We start from the raw sequence: 23,863 nt of genomic DNA on the forward strand, positions 1-23,863 counted from the left end.
CTTAGTTCGCGATCAGTCGAGGCCGTAAGGCGCCCACTTCTTCACCGTCTTGGTGTCGGCTTCCGACAGGACGGTGGTGCCGCGGTTCTGGCGAATATACTTCGCATTGTGGCTGATCAGGCGGTGGCGCTTGCCGGCGACACCATGTTTGACCTTGCCGGTGGCGGTGATCTTGAAGCGTTTCTTCACACCGCTCTTGGTCTTCAGCTTGGGCATTTTCATCTCCTTTGCAGAGACACGTCGCGCCAGCCCTGGCAGCCCTATTGGCCAGACCGGCGGGGAATCACGTGTCGGTGAAGGCCGCGCAGATAGCGATTCTGCCTGCGAATGCAAGTCAGAAGTGGGTGAGATAGCCGCCGTCGACTGCCAGCGTCTGCCCGGTGATGTAGCTTGCATCGAGCGATGACAGGAAAGCGACCGCGCCTGCGATCTCGCCCGGTTCGCCCCAGCGGCCCAGCGAGGTGCGCCGCGCGAGGTGGCGGGCGATTTCGGGATCGGAGGTCATTTCCCCGTTCGCCTCGGTCGCGAAATAGCCGGGCGCGACGGCGTTGACCGTTATGCCCTGGCCCCCCAGTTCCGCCGCCAGTGCGCGGGTCAGCGCGGCAAGCCCGCCCTTGCTGGCGGTATAGAGCACGTCGCCGCGCGCGATGTCGGCGGCGATCGAGGTGATGTTGACGATCCGCCCGTATTGGCGCGCCTGCATCAGCTTGGCCGCCCGGCGGGCCAGGTCGAACGGCGCGACGAGGTTGGTGGCGAGCATGACGGTCATGTCTTCGCGCTGCAATAGGTCCAGCGGCCGCCGGTCGCGCTGGCCGACATTATTGACGAGGATGTCTAGGCCTTCCTGGCCGAGCATCTCGAAAGCAGTCTCGCTCGCCGCATCGTCTGCAATATCGAAGGCCATCGCCCGCGCACCGCTGCCGATCCGCCCGGCCGCTGCATCGAGCGCTTCGCGGTTGCGGCCATTGAGCCAGACCTGCGCCCCGTCCGCGGCCAGCCTTTGCGCGATCTCGAGGCCGAGCCCGCGCGCCGCGCCCGTCACCAGCGCAATCTTTCCCTCGAGCGGTTTTTCCGATGCCATGGAGAGGCCTGTTAGATGATCGGGCCCGCAATGCCATGAAAAAGGGGCGGGAAGCCTCTGCCGCCCACCCCCGAATTCTTGCGTATGGCTATCGCTTAGAAGCGAGCGCCCAGCGCAATCGCGAACAGGCCGCGCTGAAGGTCGAAGCCATAGATGTCGTAGCTCTCGCTCACGCCAAGTTCGCCGCGCGCGTAGATCGTATCGCCGAAGCCGTGTTCGTAACCGAAGGCGAAGTTGTAGCCACCCTTGGTTTCGGTTTCGTCGAGCGTGACCGGGCCGTCGAACGGATCGACGAAGCTGCCCTCGACGGTCACGGTTTGCTGCCCGTATCCAAGCTTGCCGTAGATCTGGCCAGCATCGCCGGTGGCGATCCCGATATGCGCACCGACAGCCCAGTATTCGGGCGCCGCAAAGCACAGGCCGCCCTCGCAGGTCTCGAGACCCGAGAAATCGTAGGTGGCGTAGGGACCGACCACGACCGTTTCGCCCACGGCAATATCGAAGCCGGCCTCTACGCCAGCGCCGAAGCCGTTGCCGAATTCATAACGGATACCGGCATCTTCGTCCGGATCATCGATGCGCTCGTAAAACCCGCGCGCTTCGATGCGGAACCCGGCCTTGTTTTCGGCCGGTGCAGCCCATTCCTCGCCTTCATCGGCATAGGCGTCCTGGGCGAAAGCCGCACCGGGCATGGCGACACCCGCCATGGCGAGCGCGTAAACAATCTTCTTCATTATCGAGACCCTCAATTCTTTCTGATGCCGTCCAATCGGCATGGCGGCGTTTAGCCGCGCAAAAGTGAGCAATCGGTGAACTAACCCGGACCTTTGCTTAACGGTCAGGCAAGGTCCATGGCCTCGAGCACGTCCTCAAGGCGCGCGGGGTCGCCGATCGCCAGCGCATTGCCGTCGCTCCCCGCATGCAGGGGTTCGCCGCGCCAGTCGCACATCAGCCCGCCCGCACCTTCGACCACCGGTGCCAGCGCGGCGAAATCGTGCAGCTTGAGCCCCGCCTCGCACACGACATCGACATGCCCGCTCGCGACAAGGCCGTAATTGTAGCAATCGCCGCCGTAGATGATCTTGCGTTCGGCCACCGCCTTGGCGAGGCCCATGAAGTGGTCGGCCTCGTGGTCGGAGAACTGGTGCGGGGTGGTGGTGGCGAGGACCGCGCCCGACAATTCGCGGCAGGCGGCGGTGCGAACAGGCTTGCCGTTGAAGGTCGTCCCCTCTCCCGTGCGCCCCGCCCAGCGCTCGCGCCCGATCGGCTGGTCGATGATGCCCAGCACGGGGAAGCCGTCCTGCAGCAGCGCGATCAGCGTGCCGAAGATCGGGCGGCCCGCGATAAAGCTGGTCGTCCCGTCGATCGGGTCGAGCACCCACTGGCGGCCCGCGCCTTCATTGCGCGTGCCGTATTCCTCGCCGATGATACCATCCTCGGCGCGCTCGGCTTCGATAATGGCGCGCATGGCCGCTTCGGCTGCGCGGTCCGCCTCGGTCACGAAGCTGCGGTCGGCTTTCTGCTCCTCGCCCCATTCGCCGCGGAAAAGCGGACGGATCGCCTCTCCGGCAGCATCGGCGAGGCGGTGGGCGAGTTCGAGATCGGAACGAGTGGCCATTCCTGCGCATTTGACACCCGGAGCGCTTTGGTCAAGACGCGGCGAACGACTGACCTCGCCCTTCGGGTCGCACTGAAGGGGAAAAACGATAAGCAAGACCGGGTCACCCGATTCTCCGAACGGGAGCGCAAACGGCGCGGCACCTGCCCTGGTGTCGGCGACCGGTACAACACGCGAAGGTCTGCCCCTGGCTCTTAATCGCGCCCCCTGCGAACAGCTGCAGCCCTGGGTAGCGCGTATCGGGGTTACATCGGTCGAACTGCCGGAAGGAGGCGCGATCGAATGCGGCACCTTCAGCGAACATCCCGCCATGCGAATCATCTATGGTGCGAAGTGGACCGCCCGGACAGCCGAGGGTACGCGTGAATTCGATCCGGGCGAGGACGGGCTTGCGCTCTATTTCGGCCCCTGCACAAAGCTGATGCGGCTCATCGTGCACGGATCGTTTCGCGTGGTCTCCATCTACTTCACTCCCGGGGCGACGCTAGATTTGGACCTTCCGCCGGTAGAGGCAATTATTGACCGCATCCTGCCTTTCGATTGCTTCACCAAGGATTCCACCCCGCACGAGGCCTACGCGCCGCAGGACGATGTGAGGGCCTGGCTGTCCTCTTGCGAAGAACGGTTGCTGGCCGAAATCGAAGGCGCAGGGCTTTCGAAGCCGCACGACCTGCTCGGTTCCTTCGAAACGCTTTGCCTGGCCGATCCCGGCGCTTCGCTGGACGAGTTTGCCGAAAGACACGGCCTGACCCGCCGCACACTGGAGCGGACCATCAAGCGCGATTTCGGCGTGACTCCCCGCTTCGCCATGCGCCGCGCCCGCGCGCTCGACATGGCAGCCGCCCTGCTGAATGTCGCGAGCAAGGACGAGGAAGCGGCGATTACCCTGCGCTATTTCGACCAGTCGCACGTCACGCGCGAGATGCACCAATTGCTCGATACGACGCCGGGCCGCCTTAAAAAGGGCGATCATCCCTTGCTGAGCATCACCATGGAAATCCGCCAGTCGCGCCGGCTCGAAATGCTCGAGCGGCTCGAGAGCGGAGGCCCCCGCCCCTGGCGCGATCCCGAAGCCGAGCCGCAAAGGTCGGGAGATCCGGCCTAGTTCCCGGCAGCCGTTTCAGCCGGAACGGCAATCCGCTCGGGTTGATCTTTTAAATGAACCCTGAACACGATAGCCCGCGTGCCATTGGCTCCGCCGCGCGGCGAATGGACCGCCTCCGGCTCGATCACCATGGCATCGCCCGCGCCTAGCTCACGGTCGGGTTGGCCTTCCTGCACATGGATGGCGGATCCCTCGATCACGTAGACGAATTCCTCGCCCGGATGATAATGGCGCGGGACCTCGGCGCCCGGCGGGATGATCACGTCGGATACAAGCACTTCGAGATCTGGCGCGGCGGACAGCTTTGCGCGCAGCATCTCGTTCGAGCCGGGCGCAAGGCCTTCGGGAGCCTCCACGACTCCCGTGCCAGCCGCATCGGTATCGGCCTCGTTCTCGACCTTCACGCAGCCCGAGAGCGCCAGCGCGCCCGCCATGCCCAGAATTGCAGCAAATCTCATGAACCATCTCCCCCGTCGACCCGGCGCGGGAGACTAGCACGAAGCGCGCCCTAGTCGAACAGCGAGCTGACCGAGCTTTCGTCGGCAATGCGGCGCACCGCCTCGCCGATCAGCGGAGCGATGGTGAGGATGCGGACCTTTCCCGAATCCTTGGCCGCATCGGTCGGACGGATCGAATCGGTGATGACCAGCTCGTTCAGGGCCGACCCGTCGACCCGCGCCACCGCACCGCCCGAAAGCACGCCGTGGGTGATATAGGCGGTGACCGAAGCCGCGCCCTGGTCGAGCAGCGCCTGCGCCGCGTTGCACAGCGTGCCGCCCGAATCGATGATGTCGTCGATCATGATGCAGTGGCGGCCCTGCACGTCGCCGATGATGTTCATGACCTCGCTCTCGCCGGGGCGGTCGCGGCGCTTGTCGACGATGGCCAGCGGCGCATTGTCGAGCCGCTTGGCGAGCGCGCGGGCACGGACCACGCCGCCGACGTCGGGCGAGACCACCATGAGATCCTTGTCGCCATAGCGGGCCTGGATATCGGCCGCCATGACCGGCGCGCCGAAGAGGTTGTCGGTCGGGATGTCGAAGAAGCCCTGGATCTGCCCGGCGTGGAGATCGACTGCCAGCACGCGGTCGGCGCCCGCTTCGGTGATGAGGTTTGCCACGAGCTTGGCCGAAATCGGCGTGCGCGGTCCGGGTTTCCGGTCCTGGCGGGCATAGCCGAAATAGGGAACGACCGCCGTGATCCGCTTGGCCGACGCACGCTTGAGCGCATCGATGCAGATCAGCAGTTCCATGAGGTTGTCGTTGGCGGGATAGCTGGTCGACTGGACCACGAAGACATCCTCGCCGCGCACGTTCTCGTGGATCTCGACGAAGATTTCCTCGTCCGCGAAACGCCGCACCTGCGCATCCACCAGCGGCATTTCGAGATATCCTGCGATAGCCCGGGCGAGCGGCAGGTTCGAGTTGGCGGCCATGATCTTCATGCGGTGCGAATCCTCGTCGGCTGGCAGTGCGTCCCGCCTAGCGACACGTCACAAGATTGCAACAGAGAGGCGGGGGCGTTTTCCCCGTATCGTCGCCTGCATCAGGTCATGCGCCAGTCGGAAAGCTTACCGCGCCACACTTCGAAGGCTGAACCCTCCAGCACCCACGAAACTGCGGCTTCATGAGGAACGGTGTATCCGTCACATTGGCGGAACTCGGAAAATTCCCCGATCCAGAGGCGCTCGACATATCCGTCTTGTTCCATTGCGGGTCGCAACCCCTCGACTCTGACCGGAAGGCCCGCGTCGTTCAGCTTGAACGTCACCTCGCCGCAAACGCCGCGTGACTGCGTGCTCACGCGAAGCTCGTCCTTATCGGTAACCGACCATCGCAGGTCCCGATTGGCGAGGATGGCGGTTGGGCACCAGGGAAGTTCGGCAAGATACCGCATGAGCTGCCCCTTGAGCAGGTCCGGCGACGCTGCCGCGCGGTCCAAGGTGACAAGACCGGCAATACTGACGCGTCCTGACGGCGTGTCGCCGTGGAGCGAATCCTCGACATGGATTGCCCCCAGCGGTCCCACCCTTGCCCGCCAATCGAACGCGCAGCTGGCGCACTCGATCATTTGCCGGGCAGAAAAGGCCATCCATTTCTCTCGCCCGATATTTCTCAGCCGGCCGCTCTGACGAAATCTTGCCACGCCTTTGCCGGGATCGAGAACGCCCAGCCGTGCCGCGAGCGCCCTCGCCTCCTCGGGCGGGTCGATGGGGTGGGGCAGGGCCATGCGGCAGCCTTATACCCCGGATTGAGCCAAGCTCTGAATCCCGCCCGTCAGACCCGGTGTTCGCCCTTGATCCAGCGCACGGTTCCGCTCGAGGCGCGCATGACAACACTCTCGGTCGTCATCGTGCCGTTGCGGCGGTATTTGACCCCCTCGAGGAGCGAGCCGCTGGTCACGCCGGTGGCAGCGAAGATGCAGTCGCCCTTCACCAGGTCGTCGCGCGTGTAGATGCGGTCGAAATCCTCGATGCCCCATTTGCGCGCGCGGGCTTTTTCGTCCTCGTTGCGGAAGACGAGGCGGCCGTTGAACTGGCCGCCGACACAGCGCAGCGCGGCAGCCGCAAGCACGCCCTCGGGCGCGCCGCCCTGACCCATGTACATGTCGATCGTGGTGTCCTCGTCGGTCACCGCGATGACGCCTGCCACATCGCCGTCGCCGATCAGTACCACGCCGCAGCCGATGCTTCGCAGTTCGGCGATCAGGTCGGCATGGCGCGGACGGTCGAGGACGCAGACGATGATGTCGGAAGGCTTCACGCCCTTGGCTTCGGCCACGGCGGTGACATTTTCAGTCGGAGACTTGGCGAGGTCGATGATGCCGTCGGGATAGCCGGGGCCGACCGCGATCTTGTCCATATAGGTGTCGGGCGCATTGAGGAGGCAGCCTTCCGCGCTCGCGGCCAGCACGGCGAGCGAGTTTGGCCCGGCCTTGGCGGTGATGGTCGTGCCTTCGAGGGGGTCCAGGGCGATGTCGATCTTCGGGCCCTTGCCGATCGCCCCGCCGACCTTCTCGCCGATGAAGAGCATGGGCGCTTCGTCACGTTCGCCCTCGCCGATCACTACCGTGCCATCCATGTAGAGCGTGTCGAAAGCCTTGCGCATGGCCTCGACTGCGGCGGCATCGGCAGCCTTCTCGTCGCCGCGACCGATGAGCTTGGAGGCGGCCACGGCGGCAGCCTCGGTCACGCGGACCATTTCGAGCACGAGGACGCGGTCGAGCGGGTTGTCGGCAGGCGAGTTCATGGGGCGTTCAGTCCTTGGAGCCAGAGGTGCGAGGAGGGCCAGCGGGGCCCGTGCAATCCTATGCGCGGCCCGATAGACGAAGGAGTGTTTCATTGTCGAGACCGGGGGTGGGCATTGGAACACTTATTCTTGTAGTTTCGGGTACCGCGCCGCTTTCGGCGCAAGAGGGCCTTGAGGCCCAGTCGAGCGAGCCTCCCGCACGGATCGATATCCTGGTCGAACCGGCCCCTGCAGATCCGCGTTACGATAGATGCGAGGAAGACCAGGAAGCCGCCGTTATAAGCGGGGAGATCGTGGTCTGCCGGCGGATCAACCGCGAAGAGGACAACCTCTACAACAAGGAAGCCGCCGAGCGGCGCCATGCCGAGAAGACGGCTTACAAGAACGATCCGAAGACCCCCGATTTCATCCTCGATTGCCAGGACCAGGGCTGGCCGGTGGGCTGCTTCAAGGTCGGCAGCGTGCCGCCGCCCGTCACCCTGATCGACCTCGACGCGATACCCGAGGCCCCCGCTGGATCGGATGCGGACCGTATCGGCCGCGGGCTGGCGCCAAGGGGGTACGACACTTCGCCCGATGGCTCGGTCATCGTGGCCGGCGAAAGGGGCAGACAGGACAACGCCGAAGAACTCGGTCTTCCGCCGGTGCCGGACGATGTCAGTCCTTCAGGATCGGCATCACCAGGGGAGGAGCCGTCAGGCTAGGCGAACCGTCGAGCAACTCGAGCGCCTTGTCGACGCAGCGTTCGGGCCCCTCATGCGTGACCATTGCCACCTGTACATCGCCCCCGTCGGCATCGCGGCCGCGCTGGATCAGGCTTTCGATCGATACGCCCGCATCGCGCATGGCGGCGGTGATCTCGGCCAGCACGCCGGGTCGGTCGGCCACGGTGAAGCGGATATAGTCGCGCCCGATACGATTGCCCGGATCGGCCGGGGGATACTGGACCAGCGACGTGGTCGGCACGGAGAACGGCGCGCCGCTCTGCCCGCGGGCGATGTCGATAAGGTCTGCCACCACGGCACTTGCCGTCGGCTTGTCGCCTGCGCCCGCACCCTGGAACAGCAGGCGGCCCGAGAAATCGCCTTCGGCCACGACCGCATTGGTCGGTCCGGTCACGGCTGCAAGCGGATGGCGGAAGGGCACGAGGCAGGGGCGCACGCGCTGGAGCAGGCGGCGCTCCTCGCCCTCGCCCGTCAGCGTGGCGATGCCGACGAGGCGGATGACGTAACCGAGGCTGTCGGCCTGCGCGATGTCGCTCGCGCGGACCTGCGTGATGCCTTCGGTCTTCACATTCTCGAAATCGATCCGCGTGCCGAAACCGATGGCAGCGAGGATCGCCAGCTTGTGCGCGGCATCGACACCCTCGATGTCGAAGGCAGGGTCGGCCTCGGCATAGCCCTTGTCCTGTGCGGCGGAGAGCATTTCGCCGAAATCGGCGCCGGTCTGCTCCATCTCGGAAAGCACGTAATTGCAGGTGCCGTTAAGAATGCCGTAAATCCGGTCGAGCGCATTGGCCGCTGTGCCTTCGCGCAATCCTTTCAACACCGGGATACCGCCCGCCACCGCCGCCTCGAAAGCGATCGGCGCATTGGTGATTGCCGCGATTTCGGCCAGCTCGAGCCCGTGATGCGCGATCATCGCCTTGTTGGCGGTGACCAGCCCCTTGCCCGCATCGAGCGCAGCGCGCGCGAGCGTGAGCGCCGGCCCGTCCGAACCGCCGACCAGTTCGACCACGACGTCGACATCCTCGCGCCCCGCCATGGCCTGCATGTCGTCGACCCAGGCATAGGGCGAGAGGTCGACACCGCGGTCCTTGCCGCGTTCGCGTGCAGTGACCGCAGTAATCTCGATCGGCCGCCCGGCACGTGTCGCGATCATGTCGCGGTTGGTCTCAATCAGGCGAATGACGCCGACACCCACGGTGCCGAGACCGGCAAGCGCGATACGCAAGGGTTCAGCCATCGACCGTCTCCCTCGCCGGAAAACCGAAGGCCTTGCGGACAGTGTCGGGAATCGGTGTCGGCCGCCCTTCGGGCAAATCCACATGCACGGTCAGCAGGCGGATTTCGGCACGCAGCGCGCCATCTTCGGCGCCGTGCAGCGTGATCAGCGTCCTCATGCTCGAATTTCCGATCGACTCGACCGTCAGCCTTCCCTCGATGAGTTCGTCGAGTCGGATCGGTGCGAGGTAATCGACTTCGGCCTTGCGGACATGGAATTCGACATCGGGCATACCGCGCGACCTTGCCTCGCGGAAATGCTCGCTGACGAGCACGTCTGCATATTCGAGATAGCGCGAATTGAAGACGACGCTTTGCGGGTCGACCTCGGCATAGCGCACGCGGAAGGTGTGGCGGAAAGGCTCCATGGCCTTGCCGCCTAGCGCATCGCGCTCGCCTGCGTGAACCAGTTTGTCTTGTGGCGGCCTAAGCTGCGCTCAAAGAGACCGCTCGCACGGCCCCAATTGCTCCACGACAAAAGCGTAATCGCGCGCCGCCAGTGCCCGCGCCCGCGAATCGCGGGTGAGATTGGCCTCGCCCGGAAGTTCGGCTGGAAGCGTGCAGGCAAGGCGGTACCAGGCCAGCGTGCCCTTCTGCGGCGGACGGGCGGACTGGTCGACGATTTCCGTCCACGACACGCCCCAGCTCGGCGGCTGGTTGGGACGGCGCACCACGGTGATCGAGACCGGACCGTCGTTTTCCGTATCGAGGAAGAGCTGGGTTTCGGATTCGCCCACCAGAGTGCCCTCGACGGCGAGCGCGTCGGCCACACGGGTCACGCGCGGCGGCGCATCGGGTGCGACGAGCGAGGTCAGGACCGGGCGGAAACGCGCTTCGAGTTCCGGGCTGTAAAGCTGCTGCGCGCCTTCGCCGACGAGCTGGATTTCACCCGGGCGCCCGGGGACCGGCCGCGCAAACAGCAGCACTTCGCTGCGCTTGAGCTTGGGCACCTTGCCCTTCGCGGTCAGCGGCATGTCGACGAGATAGCGCAGGCTCTGGCCGACCGGCACATTGCCCGCGATCAGCGCCTGGGTCTCGGCCTCCACATAGAGACGCACATGGCCGGGCGCGAGGCCGGGTGCTCGCTCCGCCTCCAGCGCAACCTGATCCTTCACCTTGGCACGCACGACCAGTGGCGCCGCATCGCCGAGGGCCACCATGTCGGCATAGGTCAAGGGAGTCGCGGCGATATCCTGCGCAGCCAGCGGATGCGACAGGGCCAGTCCGGCGGCTGTAGCGAGGAGCAAGAAGTTGCGCATGTGCGGTTGGTAAACCCTTCGTAAATTCTGGAGCTTGGGGCTTCCCGGAAACAACCGAGGCCCCTGATGCGTTCCATGGCCGGATGGCCGTGAATTCGCGGTTAACCGATAAAGCGTTTGCCCCCCATGCCCTCCACGGCTAAGGGGTGCCACAGAACCGGGTTAATGATACAATATTGCCTGAGAGTTGCCATGCGCGATTTTTTCGGGAACAAGCCTGGGCCTTTGCCGACGTTCCTGATTGGGCTCGCGTAGGTAGAAATTGGAATGCGGCGCCGGGGACACGGGCAAGTGTCCACCCCCCGTTCGGCGTCGAAACTGGCCCGGTGCGAATCGGGCGGACACGATGGAGTGATGCAACCGAATGGCTTATGCTGACCAACAGATGAGTGGGAATCGCGTCGTCGCGATCATCATCGTTGCCATTATTCACATTGCCCTCGGTTACTTGCTCGTCACTGGACTCGCCATCGATGCGGTGAAGAAGGTGGTTGAGCGCGTAACTACGGTCGACGTGGAAGAACCCCCGCCCCCCGAGCCGGAGGACGAACCCCCGCCCCCGCCGGAAGACATTCCCGATGTCGTGCCGCCGCCTGTCGCGCCGCCGCCGCCGATCAATATCGCACCGGCTCCGCCGCCGATCCGCACGCAGGTCACGATTCCGCCGCCGGCTCCGCCTGCGATCACGATTCCGCCGCCCGCTCCGCCGCCGGCACCGCCCGCACCGCCTTCGCGCGCTCGCGGTGCCTCGCCGGACGGTCTCAACCGCTGGGCTGCGCGCATCCAGGGCGACTATCCCTCAAGCGCGATCCGTCGCGAAGAGGCTGGTACCGTCACGATGCGCATTTCGATCGGCGCCAACGGCCGAGTGGAGGCCTGTTCGGTTACGGGTAGTTCGGGTTCGAGCGCACTCGACCAGGCAGCCTGCCGCGGGATGCAGCGCTATGCACGCTACAACCCTGCCTTGAATGCCGCCGGCGATCCGATCCCGGCTACGACTACCCAATCGATCCGTTACGTCCTGCCCGAATAGGGACACGGGCAAGACCAATTACGACTTTTCAAGAGGATAATCCGTTATGTATCTCAACCTTATCGCAGCCGGCGGCGACGAAATTAAGAACTCGTTCGGCTTCATGGAAGCAATGCGCGAAGGCGGCCCCGTCGCCTGGACCATCCTGGGCGTCATGATCATCATGTCGGTCGGTTCGTTCTACATCCTGTTCACCAAGTTCTTCGAACAGCAGAAGGTGATGAACCAGTACAAGGGCGTCCGCACCAACTTCTGGCGCGCCAACAGCCTCAAGGACGGTGCATCGAAGCTCGAAAAGAACAGCGCATGGCGCCAGCTCGTCGACGATGCCGTTGCGGCCGAAGACAAGCACGCCAAGCTCAACGACAGCCTCGAAGCGCATGACTGGCTTCACGGCTCGCTGGCACGTTCGGAGCATTCGATCATGGCCAAGCTCAACGGCGGCCTGCCGTTCCTTGCAACCGTGGGTGCAACCGCTCCCTTCGTCGGCCTGCTCGGTACGGTTATCGGTATCTACCGCGCCCTGATCAACATCGGCATGGCCGGCTCGGCCTCGATCGACAAGGTTGCAGGCCCCGTCGGTGAAGCCCTGATCATGACCGCCATCGGTCTGCTGGTCGCGGTTCCCGCCGTGTTCGCCTACAACTGGCTGCAGAGCCGTAACCGTCGCATTGCCGACCTGATGAGCGGTTTCTCGACCGACCTGCTCGCCAACATCAACTCGAACGGCGCCATCAAGCCGGCCGTGATGACGGCGACCTCGACGCAAGCTTCGGGCAAGGCGGCTGCAACCGGCCGTACCGTTCCGGGCGCGAAGCCGGCTGGCACCACGACCACCACGACCAAGCCCTAAGTCCTGTCGGCGCGGGCAGCCTCTCGCCGCCCGCGCCGCAAGACCCGCAATCGTGTGAATACTGATACGGATAGGATGTAAGCTATGGCGATCCAGATGGGCGGCGAAGGAACGCCGATGTCGGACATCAACACCACGCCCCTCGTGGACGTGATGCTGGTGCTCCTGATCATCTTCCTCATCGCGGTTCCGGTCGCGATCCAGACCATCGAGAAACTGGAAATCCCGGTGCTCGAGTCGGTCGAATCGAAGGACAAGGTCGAAAACCTGCTGCTGACCGTCAGCACCAGCGACGCTGCCGGACGCAGCGCTGGCGATGCCGGCTTCGAAGGCGCTGCCCGCAACGGCGAATGTCGCGTCTATTTCAACAACATCACGCCGGTCACCTCGGAAGAGCTCTACGACCAGGCATTCGATCGTCTCGACAAGATCGTCCAGCGCGCCGGTGGCCCGGAAGCGATCATGGAAGATCCGGAGAAGATCCCGCAGGTTCATATCCGCGGTGACGTGAATGCTCCGTGGTCCTGCGTTGCAGGGGCCATCTACAATGTGCAGGCGGCTGGCTACCCGACCGTCGGCTTCATTTCGAACCCGATCGACCCGAACGGCTGATCGCAATCGCGATCGGGCCAGGCAGAAGAATTCAGGAGTAACCCACCATGGCAATGGCAGGCGGCAAGGACGATGGCAGTCCGATGATGGAAATGAACATGACGCCGTTGATCGACGTCCTGCTCGTTCTCCTCATCATGTTCATCATCACCATTCCGGTCGCGACCCACTCGGTCGATATCGACCTTCCGCAACCCAACCCCAATCCGCCCCCGACCACGGTCGAGCCGGACAAGAACAAGCTGATCCTCACGCAAGACGATCGCATGTTGTGGAATGGCCAGCAGATCAACGAAGGCGATCTGGTGAACCTTCTCCAGCAGTCGACCCGGATCAATCCTGAGCCGGAACTGCAGTTCGAGCCTGAAGCGCTCGCCAGCTACGATCTGTCGGCGCGTACGCTGCAGATCATCAAGGCCAGCGGCGTCACCAAGTTCGGCTTCGTCGGCAACGAACGGTATCGTACCTTCGGCAAGGGCGGCTCGCAGTAAGCACCCTGCAAAGGCGAAACAGATTGGAGGGGCGGAGCGATCCGCCCCTTTTTTCATGCCCGCGCAAAATCCGCCCTGATTTCTCCAGCCTGTCCGGTCACCCCCTTGCCTTTCCCATCTCTTTGTGATGTTATTACATCTATTCGAGAGAGGAGAACCGGTATGGCGTTTACGGCAACACGCGGCGGAACTCACGGTCAGCCCATGAGCGATATGAACGTCACACCCTTCATCGACGTCCTGCTCGCGTTGCTGATCATGTTCATCATGGTTATCCCGATCGCTACGCACGCGCTGCTGATCCCGCTGCCCAATGGGCAGGGTGAACAGCCGATTCTCGAAAACAATTTGGTCCATATCGACCGGAGCGACAGGCTTTACTGGAACGGCGCCGAAATGGATCGCCAGCGCCTGCTCAACCAGCTCGCTTCGGTTGCGGAGATCCCGAAACCCGATCAACCCGTGGTCCGCTTCGAGCCCGATGCGCTTGCCAGCTACCAGACCTCGGCGCGCGCGATCGCCCTCATCAAGGATTCGGGCATCGAGAACTTCGCTTTCGTCGGCAACGAGAAATACCGCGAATTCGGCAAAGCGGACTGAAGCCGCTCAGCCCAGCGGATCGTCCACCCGCATCGCTGCACCGGCGAGGCTTTCGGCCTCGAGCAGCAATTCATCGTCGACCGAACCTTGCGGTGTTGCCTCGCGCCCGATCATCACCATCACCGGCACGGCGAGCGGACTGACCCGGTCGAGTTCGACATGGACAAGCTGCTCGGCAGAACGGTCGAGCAGATCGCCCAAGCGCCCCACATCGGTCATCCGCGTGCGCGCATCGGCCCAGGCGGCTTCGAGCAGCACATGGTCGGGCTCGTATTTGCGCAGCACGTCGTAAATGAGGTCGGTCGAAAAGGTGACCTGCTTGCCCGTCTTGCGCTTGCCCGGATGCTGTCGTTCGACCAGCCCGCCGATCACCGCCACTTCGCGGAAAGCACGGCGCAGCAGGTGCGAATTCTGGACCCATTCGATGAATTCGTCCTGCAGGATATCGGGCGATAGCAGGGGGGCGGGATCCTCGACCGGCTTCAGCCCCCAGACCGCGAGCGAGTAGTCGTTCGCCACGAAGCCGCCCGGCATCAACCCGCGGTCCTCCATCCGCCGCGTGATCAACATGCCGAGGCTCTGGTTCGCGTTCCAGCCTTCGAAAGTATAGTAGACCGAGTAATGCCGCTTGGCGTGCGGGAAGCTTTCGACCAGCAATTGGCCCGGCCCCGGCATCTGGCTGCGCCAGTCCTGCACTTCGAGCCATTCGCGCACATCGTCGGGAAAGCGCGCCCAGCCCGCGCGGTCCACCAGCATGGTCCGCACCCGCTCCGCTAGATGGGTCGTCAGCGGCATGCGGGCGCCGCCATAGCTCGGAATCATGGCGTTGGAGGTGGCGGCCTTCACCAGCACCTCCATGTCCTGCAATTTGACCACCTCGAGGCTCATCCCCGCAAACGCGAAGGTGTCGCCCGGACTCAATTGTGCGGCAAACCTCTCCTCGACCTTGCCGAGGCTGCGCCCGCCGCGCCCGCGCCCCGAATTGATCCGCACCTCGAGCATTTCGCTGTCGATGATAATGCCCGCGTTCATCCGGTGCCGCGCCGCCTGTTCTGGATGCGTCAGCCGCCAGACGCCCGCACGATCACGCACGATCCGCTTGAACTTGTCATAGGCCTGCAAGGCGTATCCGCCGGTGGCGACGAAGGTCAGGACGCGCTCCCATACCTCTTCGTCCACCCAGGCATAGGCGAGTGAGGATTTCACCTCGCGCAGCAGTTCCGCCTCCTGGAATGGCGCAGCACAGGCGCAGGCCATGACATGCTGGGCGAGCACGTCGAGCCCGCCGGGGCGGAAATCCTCGCCATCGCGCTTGCCCTCGTCGACCGCTTCCTTGGCTGCGGTCGCCTCGAGGAATTCGAACCGGTTTCCGGGCACGAGCAGCGCGCGGCTGGGCTGGTCGAGCCTGTGGTTGGCCCGCCCTATGCGCTGTAGCAGGCGCGACGAGCCCTTGGGCGCGCCCATCTGCACCACGAGGTCGATATCCCCCCAGTCGACACCGAGATCGAGGCTCGCCGTCGCTACCAGCGCGCGCAATTCGCCCCGCGCCATTGCCCCTTCCACCTTGCGCCGCGCCTCTTTAGAAAGCGAGCCGTGGTGGATGCCGATGGGCAGGTTCTCTTCGTTCACGTCCCACAGGTTCTGGAAGATGTATTCGGCAAGGAAGCGCGTGTTGGTGAAGACCAGCGTCGTCTTGTTGCGCCGGATTTCCTCGTAGAGCTGCGGGATCGCCCAGGTCGCCGCATGACCGCCCCAGGGCACGCGCTCTTCCTCGGGGAGCAGGATTTCGACCTCGGCAGGCGCGCCCTGCTCGCCCTCGACCAGTTCGACGCTGTCGATATCGCCCCAGGGCGCGAGCCATTCGCGAAAGCCTTCCGGCCCCGCCACCGTTGCCGACAAGGCCGCGCGCTGCATATCGGCCGCAATCGCCTGGAGCCGGGTCAGGGCGAGCGCCAGCAGGTCGCCGCGTTTGCCGGTGGCGAAAGCGTGGACCTCGTCGATGACGATCCGCTTGAGCCCGGCGAACATCTCGAAACTGTCCGGATAGGATAGCAACAGCGAGAGGCTTTCGGGCGTGGTCAGCAGGACATTGGGCGGCTTGGTCCGCTGGCGCTTCTTGCGGTCGGATGGCGTATCGCCGCTGCGCGTCTCCACAGTGATCGGCAGGCCCATTTCCTGCACCGGCGTGAGGAGGTTCCGCTGCACGTCATGCGCAAGCGCCTTCAAGGGCGAGACGTAGAGAGTGTGCAGGCCTCCGGGCGGTTCACCCCCGGTCCGAGAAGGTGCGAATGCCGCCAGCGTCGGCAGGAAGCCGGCAAGCGTCTTGCCCGCCCCCGTATCGGCGACCAGCAGCGCATGCCGCCCCGCGTCGCTCGCGCCGAGCATTTCCGTCTGGTGCCGCCGGACGCGCCATCCGCGGCCTGTAAACCACTCGGTTATCTCGGGGGGGATAGGCTCGGCTGCGCTCACATATCCCTAGCGTTCGGTGTCGGAGCCGGTTCCAAGGGCCACGGCAAGGGGGAAGGAAGGGAGTGCGAAAGCGCAGCTGCACCGCTCTACCTTCTACCCTTAGAGCGGGTATGGTATGGGGGGCGCAATCAACGAAGAATAGAACGGGTCCGTCTGGGTCGCAGCTTTGTCGAAGGGGCTAGCTTCAACGGAGGATCATCGATGCCGTTCATCGAACTTGCGACACAGGGCGAAAGCAAGAACGCGATCGTCAACACCGACCATATCTCATTCGTAACCGAGGGGGTTTACGGTCCGTGCATGCACTTCATCTCGGGCGAGCACATCGTCTGTGTCGCCGAACTGGACGAGCTGACAGCCTTGCTGGGAAGCAAGCCCCTGACGGGCCACCAGCCGAACGAGACCTTCATGCTGAGCGATCAGGAATTGCCCAGCTAAGCGCCGGGCCTAATGCCCTACGCTTTCACCGCGCTCGAGGCCGGATAGCGCCAGCTGCTCATCGATCTGGGCCATCAGGCGGCCGAGGCCCTCTTCGCTGTCGCTTTCAGCACGCGCGACCAGCACGTCCTGCGTGTTCGATGCGCGCAGCAGCCACCAGCCGTCCGGTGTATTCACGCGCACGCCATCGGTGCCGTTGACGTCGGCATCGGTGCCCGAGAGCCGGTCCTCGACTTCCTTGATGGCGGCAAACTTGCGGCTTTCATCGACCTGGAAGCGCATTTCGGGGGTGTTGATCATCTGCGGCATGTCGCTGCGCAGCTGGGTCACCGATTTGCCCAGCCGGGCGGCGGCGGCCATCAAGCGCACGCCGGCATAAAGCGCATCGTCGAAACCGTAATAGTCGTCGGCGAAGAAGACGTGGCCGCTCATCTCGCCCGCGAGCGGCGAACCTGTTTCCTTCATTTTGGACTTGATCAGCGAGTGGCCGGTCTTCCACATCAGCGGCTCGCCCCCGCAGGCCGCGACATGGTCGTAGAGCGCGCGGCTGGCCTTCACGTCGGCAATGATCGTCGCACCAGGGCGGCTCTTGAGCAGGTCCTCGGCATAGATCATCAGCAGCTGGTCGCCCCAGATCACCCGGCCCTCGCCGTCGATCGCACCGATCCGGTCGCCGTCGCCATCGAAGGCCACTCCGAAATCGAGGGACTTTGCGGAGACGAGCTTTCGCAAGTCTGCAAGGTTTTCCTCGACAGTAGGATCGGGATGATGATTGGGAAAATTGCCGTCGACTTCGGTGAAGAGGACATGATGCTCGCCCGGCAGTTCGGCAACGAGGCGTTCGAGCGCAGGGCCGGCGGCGCCATTACCCGCGTCCCAGCCGATGCGCAGCCCTTCGAGCGCGGACGTGTCGATACCGTCGAGCGCTTCGAGCATGCGGGCGACATATTCGCCCATGATGTCGCGGTCCTCGACTGCGCCCGCCCCGTCGGTCCATTCCCCGGCGGCCGAACGGCGGCCCAGCTCCTGGATATCCGCTCCGAAGAACGGACGGCCCTGGAATACCATCTTGAAGCCGTTGTAATTGGGGGGATTGTGGCTGCCGGTTATCTGGATGCCGCCGTGCACGTCCTCGTCGCTTGCCTCGGCGTAATATAGCATCGGCGTCGCGCCCAGCCCCACGCGCACGACATCGCAGCCGGCCGCAGTCAGCCCTTCGACCAGCGCATGTTCGAGCATGGGCGAACTGACGCGGCCATCATAACCCACGGCTACGCGGCTGCCGCCCGCCTCGCTTAGCATCGAGCCGAAGGTGCGGCCGATGGCGCGCGCATCGTCCGCCCCCAGCGTCTCCCCGATGATCCCCCGTATGTCGTATTCGCGAAGTACGGTGGGATCGAATGTATGGGTCACGTCTAGGGCTCCGGCGTCTCGTAAGGGAGTTCATCTAAAAGAAGGTCGCGCGCAGCATTGAGTTCCTGCATCTGCGACTTGCTGCCGCCCCTATCGGGATGCGCCATGTGCGACAAGCGCCGATGCGCCTCGCGTATCTCCTTGTGATCCGCTTTTGCAGAAACATTGAGCAGCGTGCGCGCGCGGTAGAGCGCCTGCGACCTGGTCGGAGCGGCACGCAAATAATCCCAGGGCCACTTGCCCAGCGCCCAGCGACACAGGACCGCCAGCCCCACCGCGAGCATCAGAAACTTGATCATGCCTCCACGCTTTCGAGCGGCAATTCGTCACGCTTGGCAGGTTCGGGCAGGCGCAGCGCGGAAATCAGCTGGCGCAGCTCCTGCCGCGCGACAAGATGACTGGTGCCGAGATCGCCCAGGTGACCCTTGTCGAGCAGCGTGAGCCCCGAGGGGAAAAGCTCGCGGTAGATCACGCGTTCCGACAGGCCGCTTGCCACGCGGAAGCCAACCCGCTTGGACATTTCGGTCAGCGCCTGCTCGATGCGCATGACGTTGCGTGCTTCGGTGTGGCCGGTGCGGTTGCGCACGACCACCCAGTCCATCTCGCGGCGCTTTTCCTCGATTGCCTTGCGGCTGCGCGCGATCCGCGCTTCCCAAATCAATTCGGCATAGAAGGACAGCTTGCGGACTTTGAAGCTCTCGCCCTCGACCTGTCCGATCAGGTCGAAATCGACGAAGCTGTCGTTCATCGGTGTGACCAGCGTATCGGCATGGATCGCCGCGAAGCGCGCCAGCGGATCGTCGCGGCCCGGCGTGTCGATCACGATGAAGTCGGCATCGCTGGCATATTTCTGCACCATCTCGCCGAACTCTTCCTCGGGGATCAGCGGTACGGTGTAGCAATCGATGGTCGGCAGGTTGATCAGCCGCTTGTGCGAGGTTTCCGCGCGGTTCTCGATATAGCGCGCCAGGGTGCGCTGGCGATGGTCGAGATCGAAGCCCACCACCCGGGCACCCTTGTAGGCGAGCGCGATCGCGACGTGCACCGCCGTGGTCGATTTGCCCGTCCCGCCCTTTTCATTGGCGAAGGTAATCCAGTGTGGGGCCCTGTTGTCCAAGCTCGTGTCCGGCATTCTCTGTCGTTGTGCTGCCCGTCAGCAAGTGCTTAGGGAGGCGCGCCCGAACCATATCCGAGGGGATTCCCGCTTGCAAACCGCCCGCACGCTTGAATTGTTGAGGAAATCGCTTGCCGAGCTGCGACAGGACGGCGGCAGCGTTGCGCTGGTGCCGACGATGGGCGCCCTGCACGAGGGGCATCTGACGCTGGTTCGCGAGGCGCGCGAGGCGGCTGACCATGTGGTCGCTTCGATCTTCGTGAACCCCCGCCAGTTCGGCGAAGGGGAGGATCTCGACGCCTATCCCCGGCAGCTGCAGCGCGACAGCGAATTGCTCGAAGCGGAAGGCGTGGAGCTGCTCTGGGCTCCCACGCCAGACGAGGTCTATCCCGAGGGTTACGCAACGAACATTTCGGTCGCCGGCGTGAGCGCAGGGCTGTGCGGCGGCGACAGGCCGGGCCATTTCGATGGCGTTGCGACGGTAGTCTGCAAGCTTTTCAACCAGGTGATGCCCGACATGGCCTTTTTCGGCGAAAAGGACTGGCAGCAGCTCGCCGTGATCCGCCGGATGGCGCGCGACCTCGACCTGATGCGCCCACATGTCGATGCGATCCGCGGTGTGCCGATCGTGCGCGAGGAGGACGGCCTCGCGATGAGCAGCCGCAATGCCTATCTTTCCGCCCGGCAGCGCGAACAGGCGGCGGCCCTGCCCAAGGCAATGCGCGATGCGATTGCAGTCCTTGCCGAGGGAGGGGAAGCGGATCGCCCGCTAGGCAATCTTCGCGAGGCGCTTCGCGTTTCGGGATTCCAGAGTGTCGACTACGCCGAGATACGCGATGCCGACAGTCTCGCCCCATTGGCCCGAGACAATGGCAATTCCCGCCTGTTCGTGGCAGCGCGCATTGGCGGAACGCGGCTCATCGACAATATGGCAGTGTCCTGAACGTATACGTATACGTAAACTCGGTTTCCGGAACGAATGTCCCGGAAATCAATGTGTTGCTGCTCAAATGCAACCGCGTTGCATTTGTGTCCCCGTATCGGGTGACTGGCATATCAACCGGTCCTGATATAAAACCAAGATCCGTTTGGGCCATCGAGCATGACCCTTCGGGTTGCCTTGGCCGGATGCGCGCACCTCCCCGCTCGCGTCCGGCCATTTTGGTTTGTGGCGTAAGCCATCCATGCAGCAGCAAAGATCAGCGATTTCAGGGTTTTGGAGCGGGTAAGGGGAATCGAACCCCTCTAGCCAGCTTGGAAGGCTGGAGCATTACCACTATGCTATACCCGCATTGCGACGACCCTTGCGAGGTCGTTCGAGCGGAGGCGCAGATGCCACCGCCGGTGGGGATTCGTCAACCGCTATTGCGCGGGAGTTTTCCTGGGCTTGGGTGAGGTAGTTGCGGAAGCCGCCGGAGTAGCTCTTGCCGCAGGACTGCTCAGGGTTTCGATCAGCGTTTGCTCGCGCTTGCCGCTCTCGCCCGTCTGCACCGTCAGGTCGACCCGGCGGTTGGCTGCGCGGCCTTCCTCGTTGGGCGATCCATCGGGCAGCGCATTGGGCTCGACAGGGTTCTGTTCGCCGAACGCAATCACCCGAATTCTCGCTTCCGGAATGCCCGCCTCGACCAGGAAATCGCGCACCGCCTGGGCCCGCTCGCGCGAAGCTTCGAGGTTTTCCTCGTCGCTGCCGGCGGAATCGGAATGGCCGCGCAAGATGATGGGTCCGCCTGCCTCGACCTGCGGGGAATCGACGATCGTCGCCAGTTCCGCGCGGACTGCCTCGGTCATCTCCGGTGTGCCATCGGCAAAGGACAGGGTCATTTCAAGGGGTGGCAGGGTCGCCGGCGGAAGGGCCGTGTTTTCCTGCGGTTCCTCTTGAAAGATGGAGCGCGGGCCATCGGTCGCCGTCGGTTCGGGCTGCGGATCGCCCTCGTTTACCTTGCAGCCAGCTACGAGAAGCCCCGTTGCTATCACGATACCCAGTTTCTGCATCTGCCTCATGCTTCCTGCGCCCCCTGTCTCTTGCCCGCCTTCTTCGCTGCCATCTCTTCCGCTGTCTTGCGCTGCGGCGGCGAGAAGCTGAGGATCACGTCACCTGCGCGCGGCTCGGGCTTTGCCGCATGGGTAAAGAAACGGATCGTGCCGTTGTCGCGTACCAGCAGGAGCATGTTGGCTGCATTGGGCAGCTTTTCCTGCATCTTGTCGAAGTCGAATTCTTCCGACAGGCGGGTCTTGCGGAAGACCCAGCCCTGCCGCTGGCGCTCGGAAACATCTTCCACTCCGAAGCCGCTTTCGAACAGCGCGCGGCCGCGCAGGCTTTCGGGCAGGGCGTGGCGATCGTCGCCATCGGCGCTTTCGCCAAGCTGGAACACGCGGTCGCGGCCGATTTCATGCGCAAACTCGTTGCAGACCAGCGCATTGTAGGCCTCGTTCTCGGTCGCGGCGACGAGGTTCTGGTAGGGCGTCAGTTCGAGATTGTGCTCGGTCGCCTCGTTCAGGATCTCCCCGTGGTAGAATTCGATCCCTTTCTGGCGGGCGAGGCCCAGCCTCTGCCAGCTGGCATCGACGATCATGACGGGCGCCTTCAGTTCGCGCATCTGTTCGGCCAGCGCGACCGTCCAAGGCGTGCTGCCGACGATCAACATGCCGGGGCGCGTGACGCCTTTCACCTTGAGCAGCTTGGCGACGAAATCGACGGTGAACCCATGCGCAACGATGGTGACCACGACCACTGCGAAGCTGAGTCCGATGAGCAGGTTCCCGTCGGTAAAGCCGAGGTCGGACAGGCGCAGCGCGAATAGGCCCGAGATGGCCACCAGCACGATACCGCGCGGGGCGATCCAGGCGAGGAAGAGACGCTCGTTCCACGGAATACTGCTGCCGAGCAGGCTGAGCAGGATGGTTGCCGGCCTCACGAGGAACAACAGGGCGAGCAAGAAGAGGCCGATCTGCCAATTGATATAGCGGATATCCTCCAGCTCCAGCGAGGCCGAGAGCAGGATGAAGATGCCCGAGACGAGGAGGACCGCCACGTTCTCCTTGAACGGGTGGATCGACCGCAGCGAGGTGACGTTCATGTTCGCCAGGGCAACACCCATGACGGTGACGGCGACAAGGCCCGCCTCGTGTTCGATCAGGTTCGAGATCACGAACACCCCGATCACTGCGGTGAGCAGCACGGGGACCTTTAGATATTCGGGCACTGCGCCGCGCGGGAAAGACCAGGCGATCGCGAGGGCAGCGACATAACCGATCAGGCCGGCAAGGATGGCTGCGATAATCAGCGGCGGGACGACTTCGAACAGCGAAGCGCCGGGGCTTTCGGCAACCTTGCGGAAGTATTCATAGGCGATCACCGCGCACAGCGCTCCGGTGGGATCGTTGACGATCGCTTCCCATTTGAGGATCGAAGCCGGACGCGATTTGACCGAACTTTGCCGCAAGAGCGGGATGACAACCGTAGGCCCGGTGACCACCAGGATACCGCCGAAAAGGATCGCGACTTCGGGAGCGAGGCCGGCGATATAGATGCCGGCCAGCGCGCCGAACAGCCAGCCAAGCACTACGCCGATGGTGGCAAGCCGCGCGACCGCGCCGCCGGTATGCCTCAATTCACGGAAGTCCAGGCTCAGTCCACCTTCGAACAGGATCAGGGCGACCCCGACCGCCACGATGGGCTCGAGCAATTCACCGAAAGCATGTTCGGGATCAAACACGCCGAGCACCGGGCCGGCGAGAAAGCCCGCGGCGAGCATGAGGACGATGGCCGGCCACCCCGTGCGCCAGGCAATCCACTGCGCCCCTATGCCGAGAATGCCGACCAGCGCTATGACGAGTGTCTGTTCCATGCCCCTCGCAAAATTGCGCGCCCGCAGAGGGGCGCCTGCCTCTTCAATGCCCTAGCCACCCGATTTATCCAAGGATGGCAGGGTTTTTCTCAGTCGCCCTCGAATTCCATGAGCGAGGCGGCAATCACGCCGCAGTCGGCGAGCTTTGTCGTGCCGCCAAGATCGGGCAGGTCGATGACGAAGAATGCGTGTTCGACGACAGCGCCCGCTTCGCGCAGGAGTTGCGCCGTGGCGCAGGCCGTTCCCCCGGTCGCGAGCAGATCGTCCACCATTGCCACCCGCTGCCCGACGGCAACCGAGGCAGGATCCATTTCCAGCCTGTCGCTGCCGTATTCAAGTGCGTAATCGATCCCGATCGTTTCGCAGGGCAGCTTGCCGGGCTTGCGAACCGGCAGGAACGGCAACGCCATCTTCGCAGCCACCGCCGCGCCGAAGATGAAGCCGCGTGCTTCCATGCCTGCGATCGCGGTGGCGCCACTCTCACGCACCCTATCGGCGAGCCATTCGACCGTGGCGGCAAAGCCATTGCCGTGGGCGATGAGCGTGGTGATATCGCGGAACTGGATGCCCTCGATCGGGAAATCCGGAATGGTGCGGACCAGCGACTTCAGTTCTTCGGGCGCGATCGGAATTCTCCCAGAAACGAAAACGCCCCTCGCATCGCGTGGATGGAGGGGC

Annotated in this window: 27 protein-coding genes and 1 tRNA gene; 9 read left to right on the top strand and 19 right to left on the bottom strand. The window is 64.0% G+C overall.

Going from position 1 to position 23,863, the window contains the following annotated elements; genetic code table 11:
• Nucleotides 1-12 precede the first annotated feature (12 nt).
• From rpmI to K3178_RS10370, 4 genes are all read right to left on the bottom strand, one after another.
• The gene (gene rpmI, locus K3178_RS10355) at nucleotides 13-216 is read right to left on the bottom strand and encodes a 50S ribosomal protein L35 (protein WP_086438021.1); all 204 of its coding nucleotides are present in this window, start codon (nucleotides 214-216) and stop codon (nucleotides 13-15) included.
• 118 nt (nucleotides 217-334) lie between these two features.
• Entirely contained in the window at nucleotides 335-1,081 is a 747-nt protein-coding gene (locus tag K3178_RS10360) for an SDR family oxidoreductase (RefSeq protein WP_221571360.1), read from the bottom strand.
• A 95-nt stretch (nucleotides 1,082-1,176) separates the two neighbouring features.
• Nucleotides 1,177-1,815, bottom strand: coding sequence for an outer membrane protein (locus tag K3178_RS10365; RefSeq protein WP_221571361.1), 639 nt, complete (start codon nucleotides 1,813-1,815; stop codon nucleotides 1,177-1,179).
• 104 nt (nucleotides 1,816-1,919) lie between these two features.
• The gene (locus tag K3178_RS10370) at nucleotides 1,920-2,699 is read right to left on the bottom strand and encodes an inositol monophosphatase family protein (protein WP_221571362.1); all 780 of its coding nucleotides are present in this window, start codon (nucleotides 2,697-2,699) and stop codon (nucleotides 1,920-1,922) included.
• A 151-nt stretch (nucleotides 2,700-2,850) separates the two neighbouring features.
• Between K3178_RS10370 and K3178_RS10375 the strand changes: the two genes are divergently transcribed.
• Nucleotides 2,851-3,804, top strand: a complete 954-nt coding sequence (locus K3178_RS10375; RefSeq protein WP_221571363.1) for a helix-turn-helix domain-containing protein — start codon at nucleotides 2,851-2,853, stop codon at nucleotides 3,802-3,804.
• On the opposite strand, the gene K3178_RS10380 is transcribed toward K3178_RS10375, so the two are convergent.
• The 4 genes from K3178_RS10380 to glpX all read right to left on the bottom strand — a co-directional run bounded on the left by K3178_RS10380 (nucleotide 3,801) and on the right by glpX (nucleotide 7,052).
• Complete coding sequence (locus K3178_RS10380) at nucleotides 3,801-4,262, bottom strand: cupin domain-containing protein (RefSeq protein WP_221571364.1); 462 nt, start codon at nucleotides 4,260-4,262, stop codon at nucleotides 3,801-3,803. The two genes, K3178_RS10375 and K3178_RS10380, sit on opposite strands and share 4 nt — an antisense overlap.
• A 50-nt stretch (nucleotides 4,263-4,312) precedes the next feature.
• A complete protein-coding gene (locus K3178_RS10385) occupies nucleotides 4,313-5,248 on the bottom strand; it encodes a ribose-phosphate pyrophosphokinase (RefSeq protein WP_221571365.1) in 936 nt (311 codons plus the stop codon).
• 101 nt (nucleotides 5,249-5,349) lie between these two features.
• Nucleotides 5,350-6,033 carry a DUF6920 family protein gene (locus K3178_RS10390; RefSeq protein ID WP_221571366.1) on the bottom strand — a complete coding sequence of 228 codons (684 nt, stop codon included), beginning with the start codon at nucleotides 6,031-6,033 and terminating at the stop codon, nucleotides 5,350-5,352.
• Between the two features lie 47 nt (nucleotides 6,034-6,080).
• Entirely contained in the window at nucleotides 6,081-7,052 is a 972-nt protein-coding gene (glpX, locus tag K3178_RS10395; protein WP_221571367.1) for a class II fructose-bisphosphatase, read from the bottom strand.
• A 107-nt stretch (nucleotides 7,053-7,159) separates the two neighbouring features.
• Between glpX and K3178_RS10400 the strand changes: the two genes are divergently transcribed.
• Nucleotides 7,160-7,756: a hypothetical protein gene (locus tag K3178_RS10400; RefSeq protein WP_221571368.1), complete on the top strand. Its 597-nt coding sequence runs from the start codon at nucleotides 7,160-7,162 to the stop codon at nucleotides 7,754-7,756.
• Here the strand turns inward: K3178_RS10400 and K3178_RS10405 are convergent.
• From K3178_RS10405 to K3178_RS10415, 3 genes are all read right to left on the bottom strand, one after another.
• The gene (locus K3178_RS10405; RefSeq protein WP_221571369.1) at nucleotides 7,710-9,017 is read right to left on the bottom strand and encodes a homoserine dehydrogenase; all 1,308 of its coding nucleotides are present in this window, start codon (nucleotides 9,015-9,017) and stop codon (nucleotides 7,710-7,712) included. The two genes, K3178_RS10400 and K3178_RS10405, sit on opposite strands and share 47 nt — an antisense overlap.
• Nucleotides 9,010-9,423, bottom strand: a complete 414-nt coding sequence (locus K3178_RS10410; RefSeq protein ID WP_221571370.1) for an acyl-CoA thioesterase — start codon at nucleotides 9,421-9,423, stop codon at nucleotides 9,010-9,012. The genes K3178_RS10405 and K3178_RS10410 overlap by 8 nt, the downstream gene beginning before the upstream one ends.
• Before the next feature lie 69 nt (nucleotides 9,424-9,492).
• Nucleotides 9,493-10,314 (bottom strand): hypothetical protein, encoded by an 822-nt coding sequence (locus K3178_RS10415; protein WP_221571371.1) that lies wholly within the window; start codon nucleotides 10,312-10,314, stop codon nucleotides 9,493-9,495.
• 385 nt (nucleotides 10,315-10,699) lie between these two features.
• Between K3178_RS10415 and K3178_RS10420 the strand changes: the two genes are divergently transcribed.
• The 5 genes from K3178_RS10420 to K3178_RS10440 all read left to right on the top strand — a co-directional run bounded on the left by K3178_RS10420 (nucleotide 10,700) and on the right by K3178_RS10440 (nucleotide 13,903).
• Nucleotides 10,700-11,347 (top strand): energy transducer TonB, encoded by a 648-nt coding sequence (locus K3178_RS10420; protein ID WP_247713723.1) that lies wholly within the window; start codon nucleotides 10,700-10,702, stop codon nucleotides 11,345-11,347.
• 46 nt (nucleotides 11,348-11,393) lie between these two features.
• On the top strand, nucleotides 11,394-12,200 hold the full coding sequence (locus tag K3178_RS10425) for a MotA/TolQ/ExbB proton channel family protein (protein WP_221571373.1): 807 nt from the start codon (nucleotides 11,394-11,396) through the stop codon (nucleotides 12,198-12,200).
• A gap of 84 nt (nucleotides 12,201-12,284) precedes the next feature.
• A complete protein-coding gene (locus K3178_RS10430; protein ID WP_221571374.1) occupies nucleotides 12,285-12,812 on the top strand; it encodes an ExbD/TolR family protein in 528 nt (175 codons plus the stop codon).
• 47 nt (nucleotides 12,813-12,859) lie between these two features.
• A complete protein-coding gene (locus tag K3178_RS10435) occupies nucleotides 12,860-13,303 on the top strand; it encodes an ExbD/TolR family protein (RefSeq protein WP_221571375.1) in 444 nt (147 codons plus the stop codon).
• Nucleotides 13,304-13,465: 162 nt separating this feature from the next.
• Complete coding sequence (locus K3178_RS10440; RefSeq protein WP_247713724.1) at nucleotides 13,466-13,903, top strand: ExbD/TolR family protein; 438 nt, start codon at nucleotides 13,466-13,468, stop codon at nucleotides 13,901-13,903.
• A gap of 6 nt (nucleotides 13,904-13,909) precedes the next feature.
• On the opposite strand, the gene K3178_RS10445 is transcribed toward K3178_RS10440, so the two are convergent.
• Nucleotides 13,910-16,372 carry a ligase-associated DNA damage response DEXH box helicase gene (locus K3178_RS10445; protein ID WP_221571376.1) on the bottom strand — a complete coding sequence of 821 codons (2,463 nt, stop codon included), beginning with the start codon at nucleotides 16,370-16,372 and terminating at the stop codon, nucleotides 13,910-13,912.
• A 201-nt stretch (nucleotides 16,373-16,573) separates the two neighbouring features.
• Here K3178_RS10445 and K3178_RS10450 point away from each other — a divergent pair, with 201 nt between their 5' ends.
• Nucleotides 16,574-16,810, top strand: coding sequence for a hypothetical protein (locus tag K3178_RS10450; protein ID WP_221571377.1), 237 nt, complete (start codon nucleotides 16,574-16,576; stop codon nucleotides 16,808-16,810).
• A 9-nt stretch (nucleotides 16,811-16,819) separates the two neighbouring features.
• Here the strand turns inward: K3178_RS10450 and pgmG are convergent, their stop codons facing one another.
• Genes pgmG through K3178_RS10465 form a run of 3 tightly spaced genes read right to left on the bottom strand, consistent with a single transcriptional unit; the run spans nucleotide 16,820 to nucleotide 19,355 of the window.
• Nucleotides 16,820-18,223, bottom strand: a complete 1,404-nt coding sequence (gene pgmG, locus K3178_RS10455; RefSeq protein ID WP_221571378.1) for a phosphoglucomutase/phosphomannomutase PgmG — start codon at nucleotides 18,221-18,223, stop codon at nucleotides 16,820-16,822.
• A gap of 2 nt (nucleotides 18,224-18,225) precedes the next feature.
• Nucleotides 18,226-18,522: a J domain-containing protein gene (locus K3178_RS10460; RefSeq protein ID WP_221571379.1), complete on the bottom strand. Its 297-nt coding sequence runs from the start codon at nucleotides 18,520-18,522 to the stop codon at nucleotides 18,226-18,228.
• Nucleotides 18,519-19,355: a division plane positioning ATPase MipZ gene (locus K3178_RS10465; RefSeq protein ID WP_221571380.1), complete on the bottom strand. Its 837-nt coding sequence runs from the start codon at nucleotides 19,353-19,355 to the stop codon at nucleotides 18,519-18,521. The genes K3178_RS10460 and K3178_RS10465 overlap by 4 nt, the downstream gene beginning before the upstream one ends.
• Nucleotides 19,356-19,428: 73 nt before the next feature.
• Between K3178_RS10465 and panC the strand changes: the two genes are divergently transcribed.
• Nucleotides 19,429-20,280 (top strand): pantoate--beta-alanine ligase, encoded by an 852-nt coding sequence (gene panC, locus K3178_RS10470; protein ID WP_221571381.1) that lies wholly within the window; start codon nucleotides 19,429-19,431, stop codon nucleotides 20,278-20,280.
• Between the two features lie 274 nt (nucleotides 20,281-20,554).
• Here panC and K3178_RS10475 read toward each other — a convergent pair.
• The 4 genes from K3178_RS10475 to K3178_RS10490 form a co-directional block, all read right to left on the bottom strand.
• Nucleotides 20,555-20,628, bottom strand: a tRNA-Gly gene (locus tag K3178_RS10475).
• A gap of 71 nt (nucleotides 20,629-20,699) precedes the next feature.
• Nucleotides 20,700-21,338 carry an OmpA family protein gene (locus tag K3178_RS10480; RefSeq protein ID WP_221571382.1) on the bottom strand — a complete coding sequence of 213 codons (639 nt, stop codon included), beginning with the start codon at nucleotides 21,336-21,338 and terminating at the stop codon, nucleotides 20,700-20,702.
• Nucleotides 21,335-23,185, bottom strand: coding sequence for a cation:proton antiporter (locus K3178_RS10485; protein WP_221571383.1), 1,851 nt, complete (start codon nucleotides 23,183-23,185; stop codon nucleotides 21,335-21,337). The genes K3178_RS10480 and K3178_RS10485 overlap by 4 nt, the downstream gene beginning before the upstream one ends.
• Before the next feature lie 89 nt (nucleotides 23,186-23,274).
• Complete coding sequence (locus tag K3178_RS10490; RefSeq protein ID WP_221571646.1) at nucleotides 23,275-23,811, bottom strand: adenine phosphoribosyltransferase; 537 nt, start codon at nucleotides 23,809-23,811, stop codon at nucleotides 23,275-23,277.
• Between the last annotated feature and the right edge of the window lie 52 nt (nucleotides 23,812-23,863).

Origin of the sequence: Qipengyuania sphaerica (assembly GCF_019711595.1) — a bacterium.
GTDB classification, from domain to species: domain Bacteria; phylum Pseudomonadota; class Alphaproteobacteria; order Sphingomonadales; family Sphingomonadaceae; genus Qipengyuania; species Qipengyuania sphaerica.

Excerpts from the sequence above, each read along its gene's own strand:
- rpmI (WP_086438021.1), bottom strand. The coding sequence starts at position 216 with ATGCCCAAGCTGAAGACCAAGAGCGGTGTGAAGAAACGCTTCAAGATC.
- K3178_RS10360 (WP_221571360.1), bottom strand. The coding sequence starts at position 1,081 with ATGGCATCGGAAAAACCGCTCGAGGGAAAGATTGCGCTGGTGACGGGC.
- K3178_RS10365 (WP_221571361.1), bottom strand. The coding sequence starts at position 1,815 with ATGAAGAAGATTGTTTACGCGCTCGCCATGGCGGGTGTCGCCATGCCC.
- K3178_RS10370 (WP_221571362.1), bottom strand. The coding sequence starts at position 2,699 with ATGGCCACTCGTTCCGATCTCGAACTCGCCCACCGCCTCGCCGATGCT.
- K3178_RS10380 (WP_221571364.1), bottom strand. The coding sequence starts at position 4,262 with ATGAGATTTGCTGCAATTCTGGGCATGGCGGGCGCGCTGGCGCTCTCG.
- K3178_RS10385 (WP_221571365.1), bottom strand. The coding sequence starts at position 5,248 with ATGAAGATCATGGCCGCCAACTCGAACCTGCCGCTCGCCCGGGCTATC.
- K3178_RS10390 (WP_221571366.1), bottom strand. The coding sequence starts at position 6,033 with ATGGCCCTGCCCCACCCCATCGACCCGCCCGAGGAGGCGAGGGCGCTC.
- glpX (WP_221571367.1), bottom strand. The coding sequence starts at position 7,052 with ATGAACTCGCCTGCCGACAACCCGCTCGACCGCGTCCTCGTGCTCGAA.
- K3178_RS10405 (WP_221571369.1), bottom strand. The coding sequence starts at position 9,017 with ATGGCTGAACCCTTGCGTATCGCGCTTGCCGGTCTCGGCACCGTGGGT.
- K3178_RS10410 (WP_221571370.1), bottom strand. The coding sequence starts at position 9,423 with ATGGAGCCTTTCCGCCACACCTTCCGCGTGCGCTATGCCGAGGTCGAC.
- K3178_RS10415 (WP_221571371.1), bottom strand. The coding sequence starts at position 10,314 with ATGCGCAACTTCTTGCTCCTCGCTACAGCCGCCGGACTGGCCCTGTCG.
- K3178_RS10420 (WP_247713723.1), top strand. The coding sequence starts at position 10,700 with ATGAGTGGGAATCGCGTCGTCGCGATCATCATCGTTGCCATTATTCAC.
- K3178_RS10425 (WP_221571373.1), top strand. The coding sequence starts at position 11,394 with ATGTATCTCAACCTTATCGCAGCCGGCGGCGACGAAATTAAGAACTCG.
- K3178_RS10430 (WP_221571374.1), top strand. The coding sequence starts at position 12,285 with ATGGCGATCCAGATGGGCGGCGAAGGAACGCCGATGTCGGACATCAAC.
- K3178_RS10435 (WP_221571375.1), top strand. The coding sequence starts at position 12,860 with ATGGCAATGGCAGGCGGCAAGGACGATGGCAGTCCGATGATGGAAATG.
- K3178_RS10440 (WP_247713724.1), top strand. The coding sequence starts at position 13,466 with ATGGCGTTTACGGCAACACGCGGCGGAACTCACGGTCAGCCCATGAGC.
- K3178_RS10450 (WP_221571377.1), top strand. The coding sequence starts at position 16,574 with ATGCCGTTCATCGAACTTGCGACACAGGGCGAAAGCAAGAACGCGATC.
- K3178_RS10460 (WP_221571379.1), bottom strand. The coding sequence starts at position 18,522 with ATGATCAAGTTTCTGATGCTCGCGGTGGGGCTGGCGGTCCTGTGTCGC.
- K3178_RS10465 (WP_221571380.1), bottom strand. The coding sequence starts at position 19,355 with ATGCCGGACACGAGCTTGGACAACAGGGCCCCACACTGGATTACCTTC.
- K3178_RS10480 (WP_221571382.1), bottom strand. The coding sequence starts at position 21,338 with ATGAGGCAGATGCAGAAACTGGGTATCGTGATAGCAACGGGGCTTCTC.
- K3178_RS10485 (WP_221571383.1), bottom strand. The coding sequence starts at position 23,185 with ATGGAACAGACACTCGTCATAGCGCTGGTCGGCATTCTCGGCATAGGG.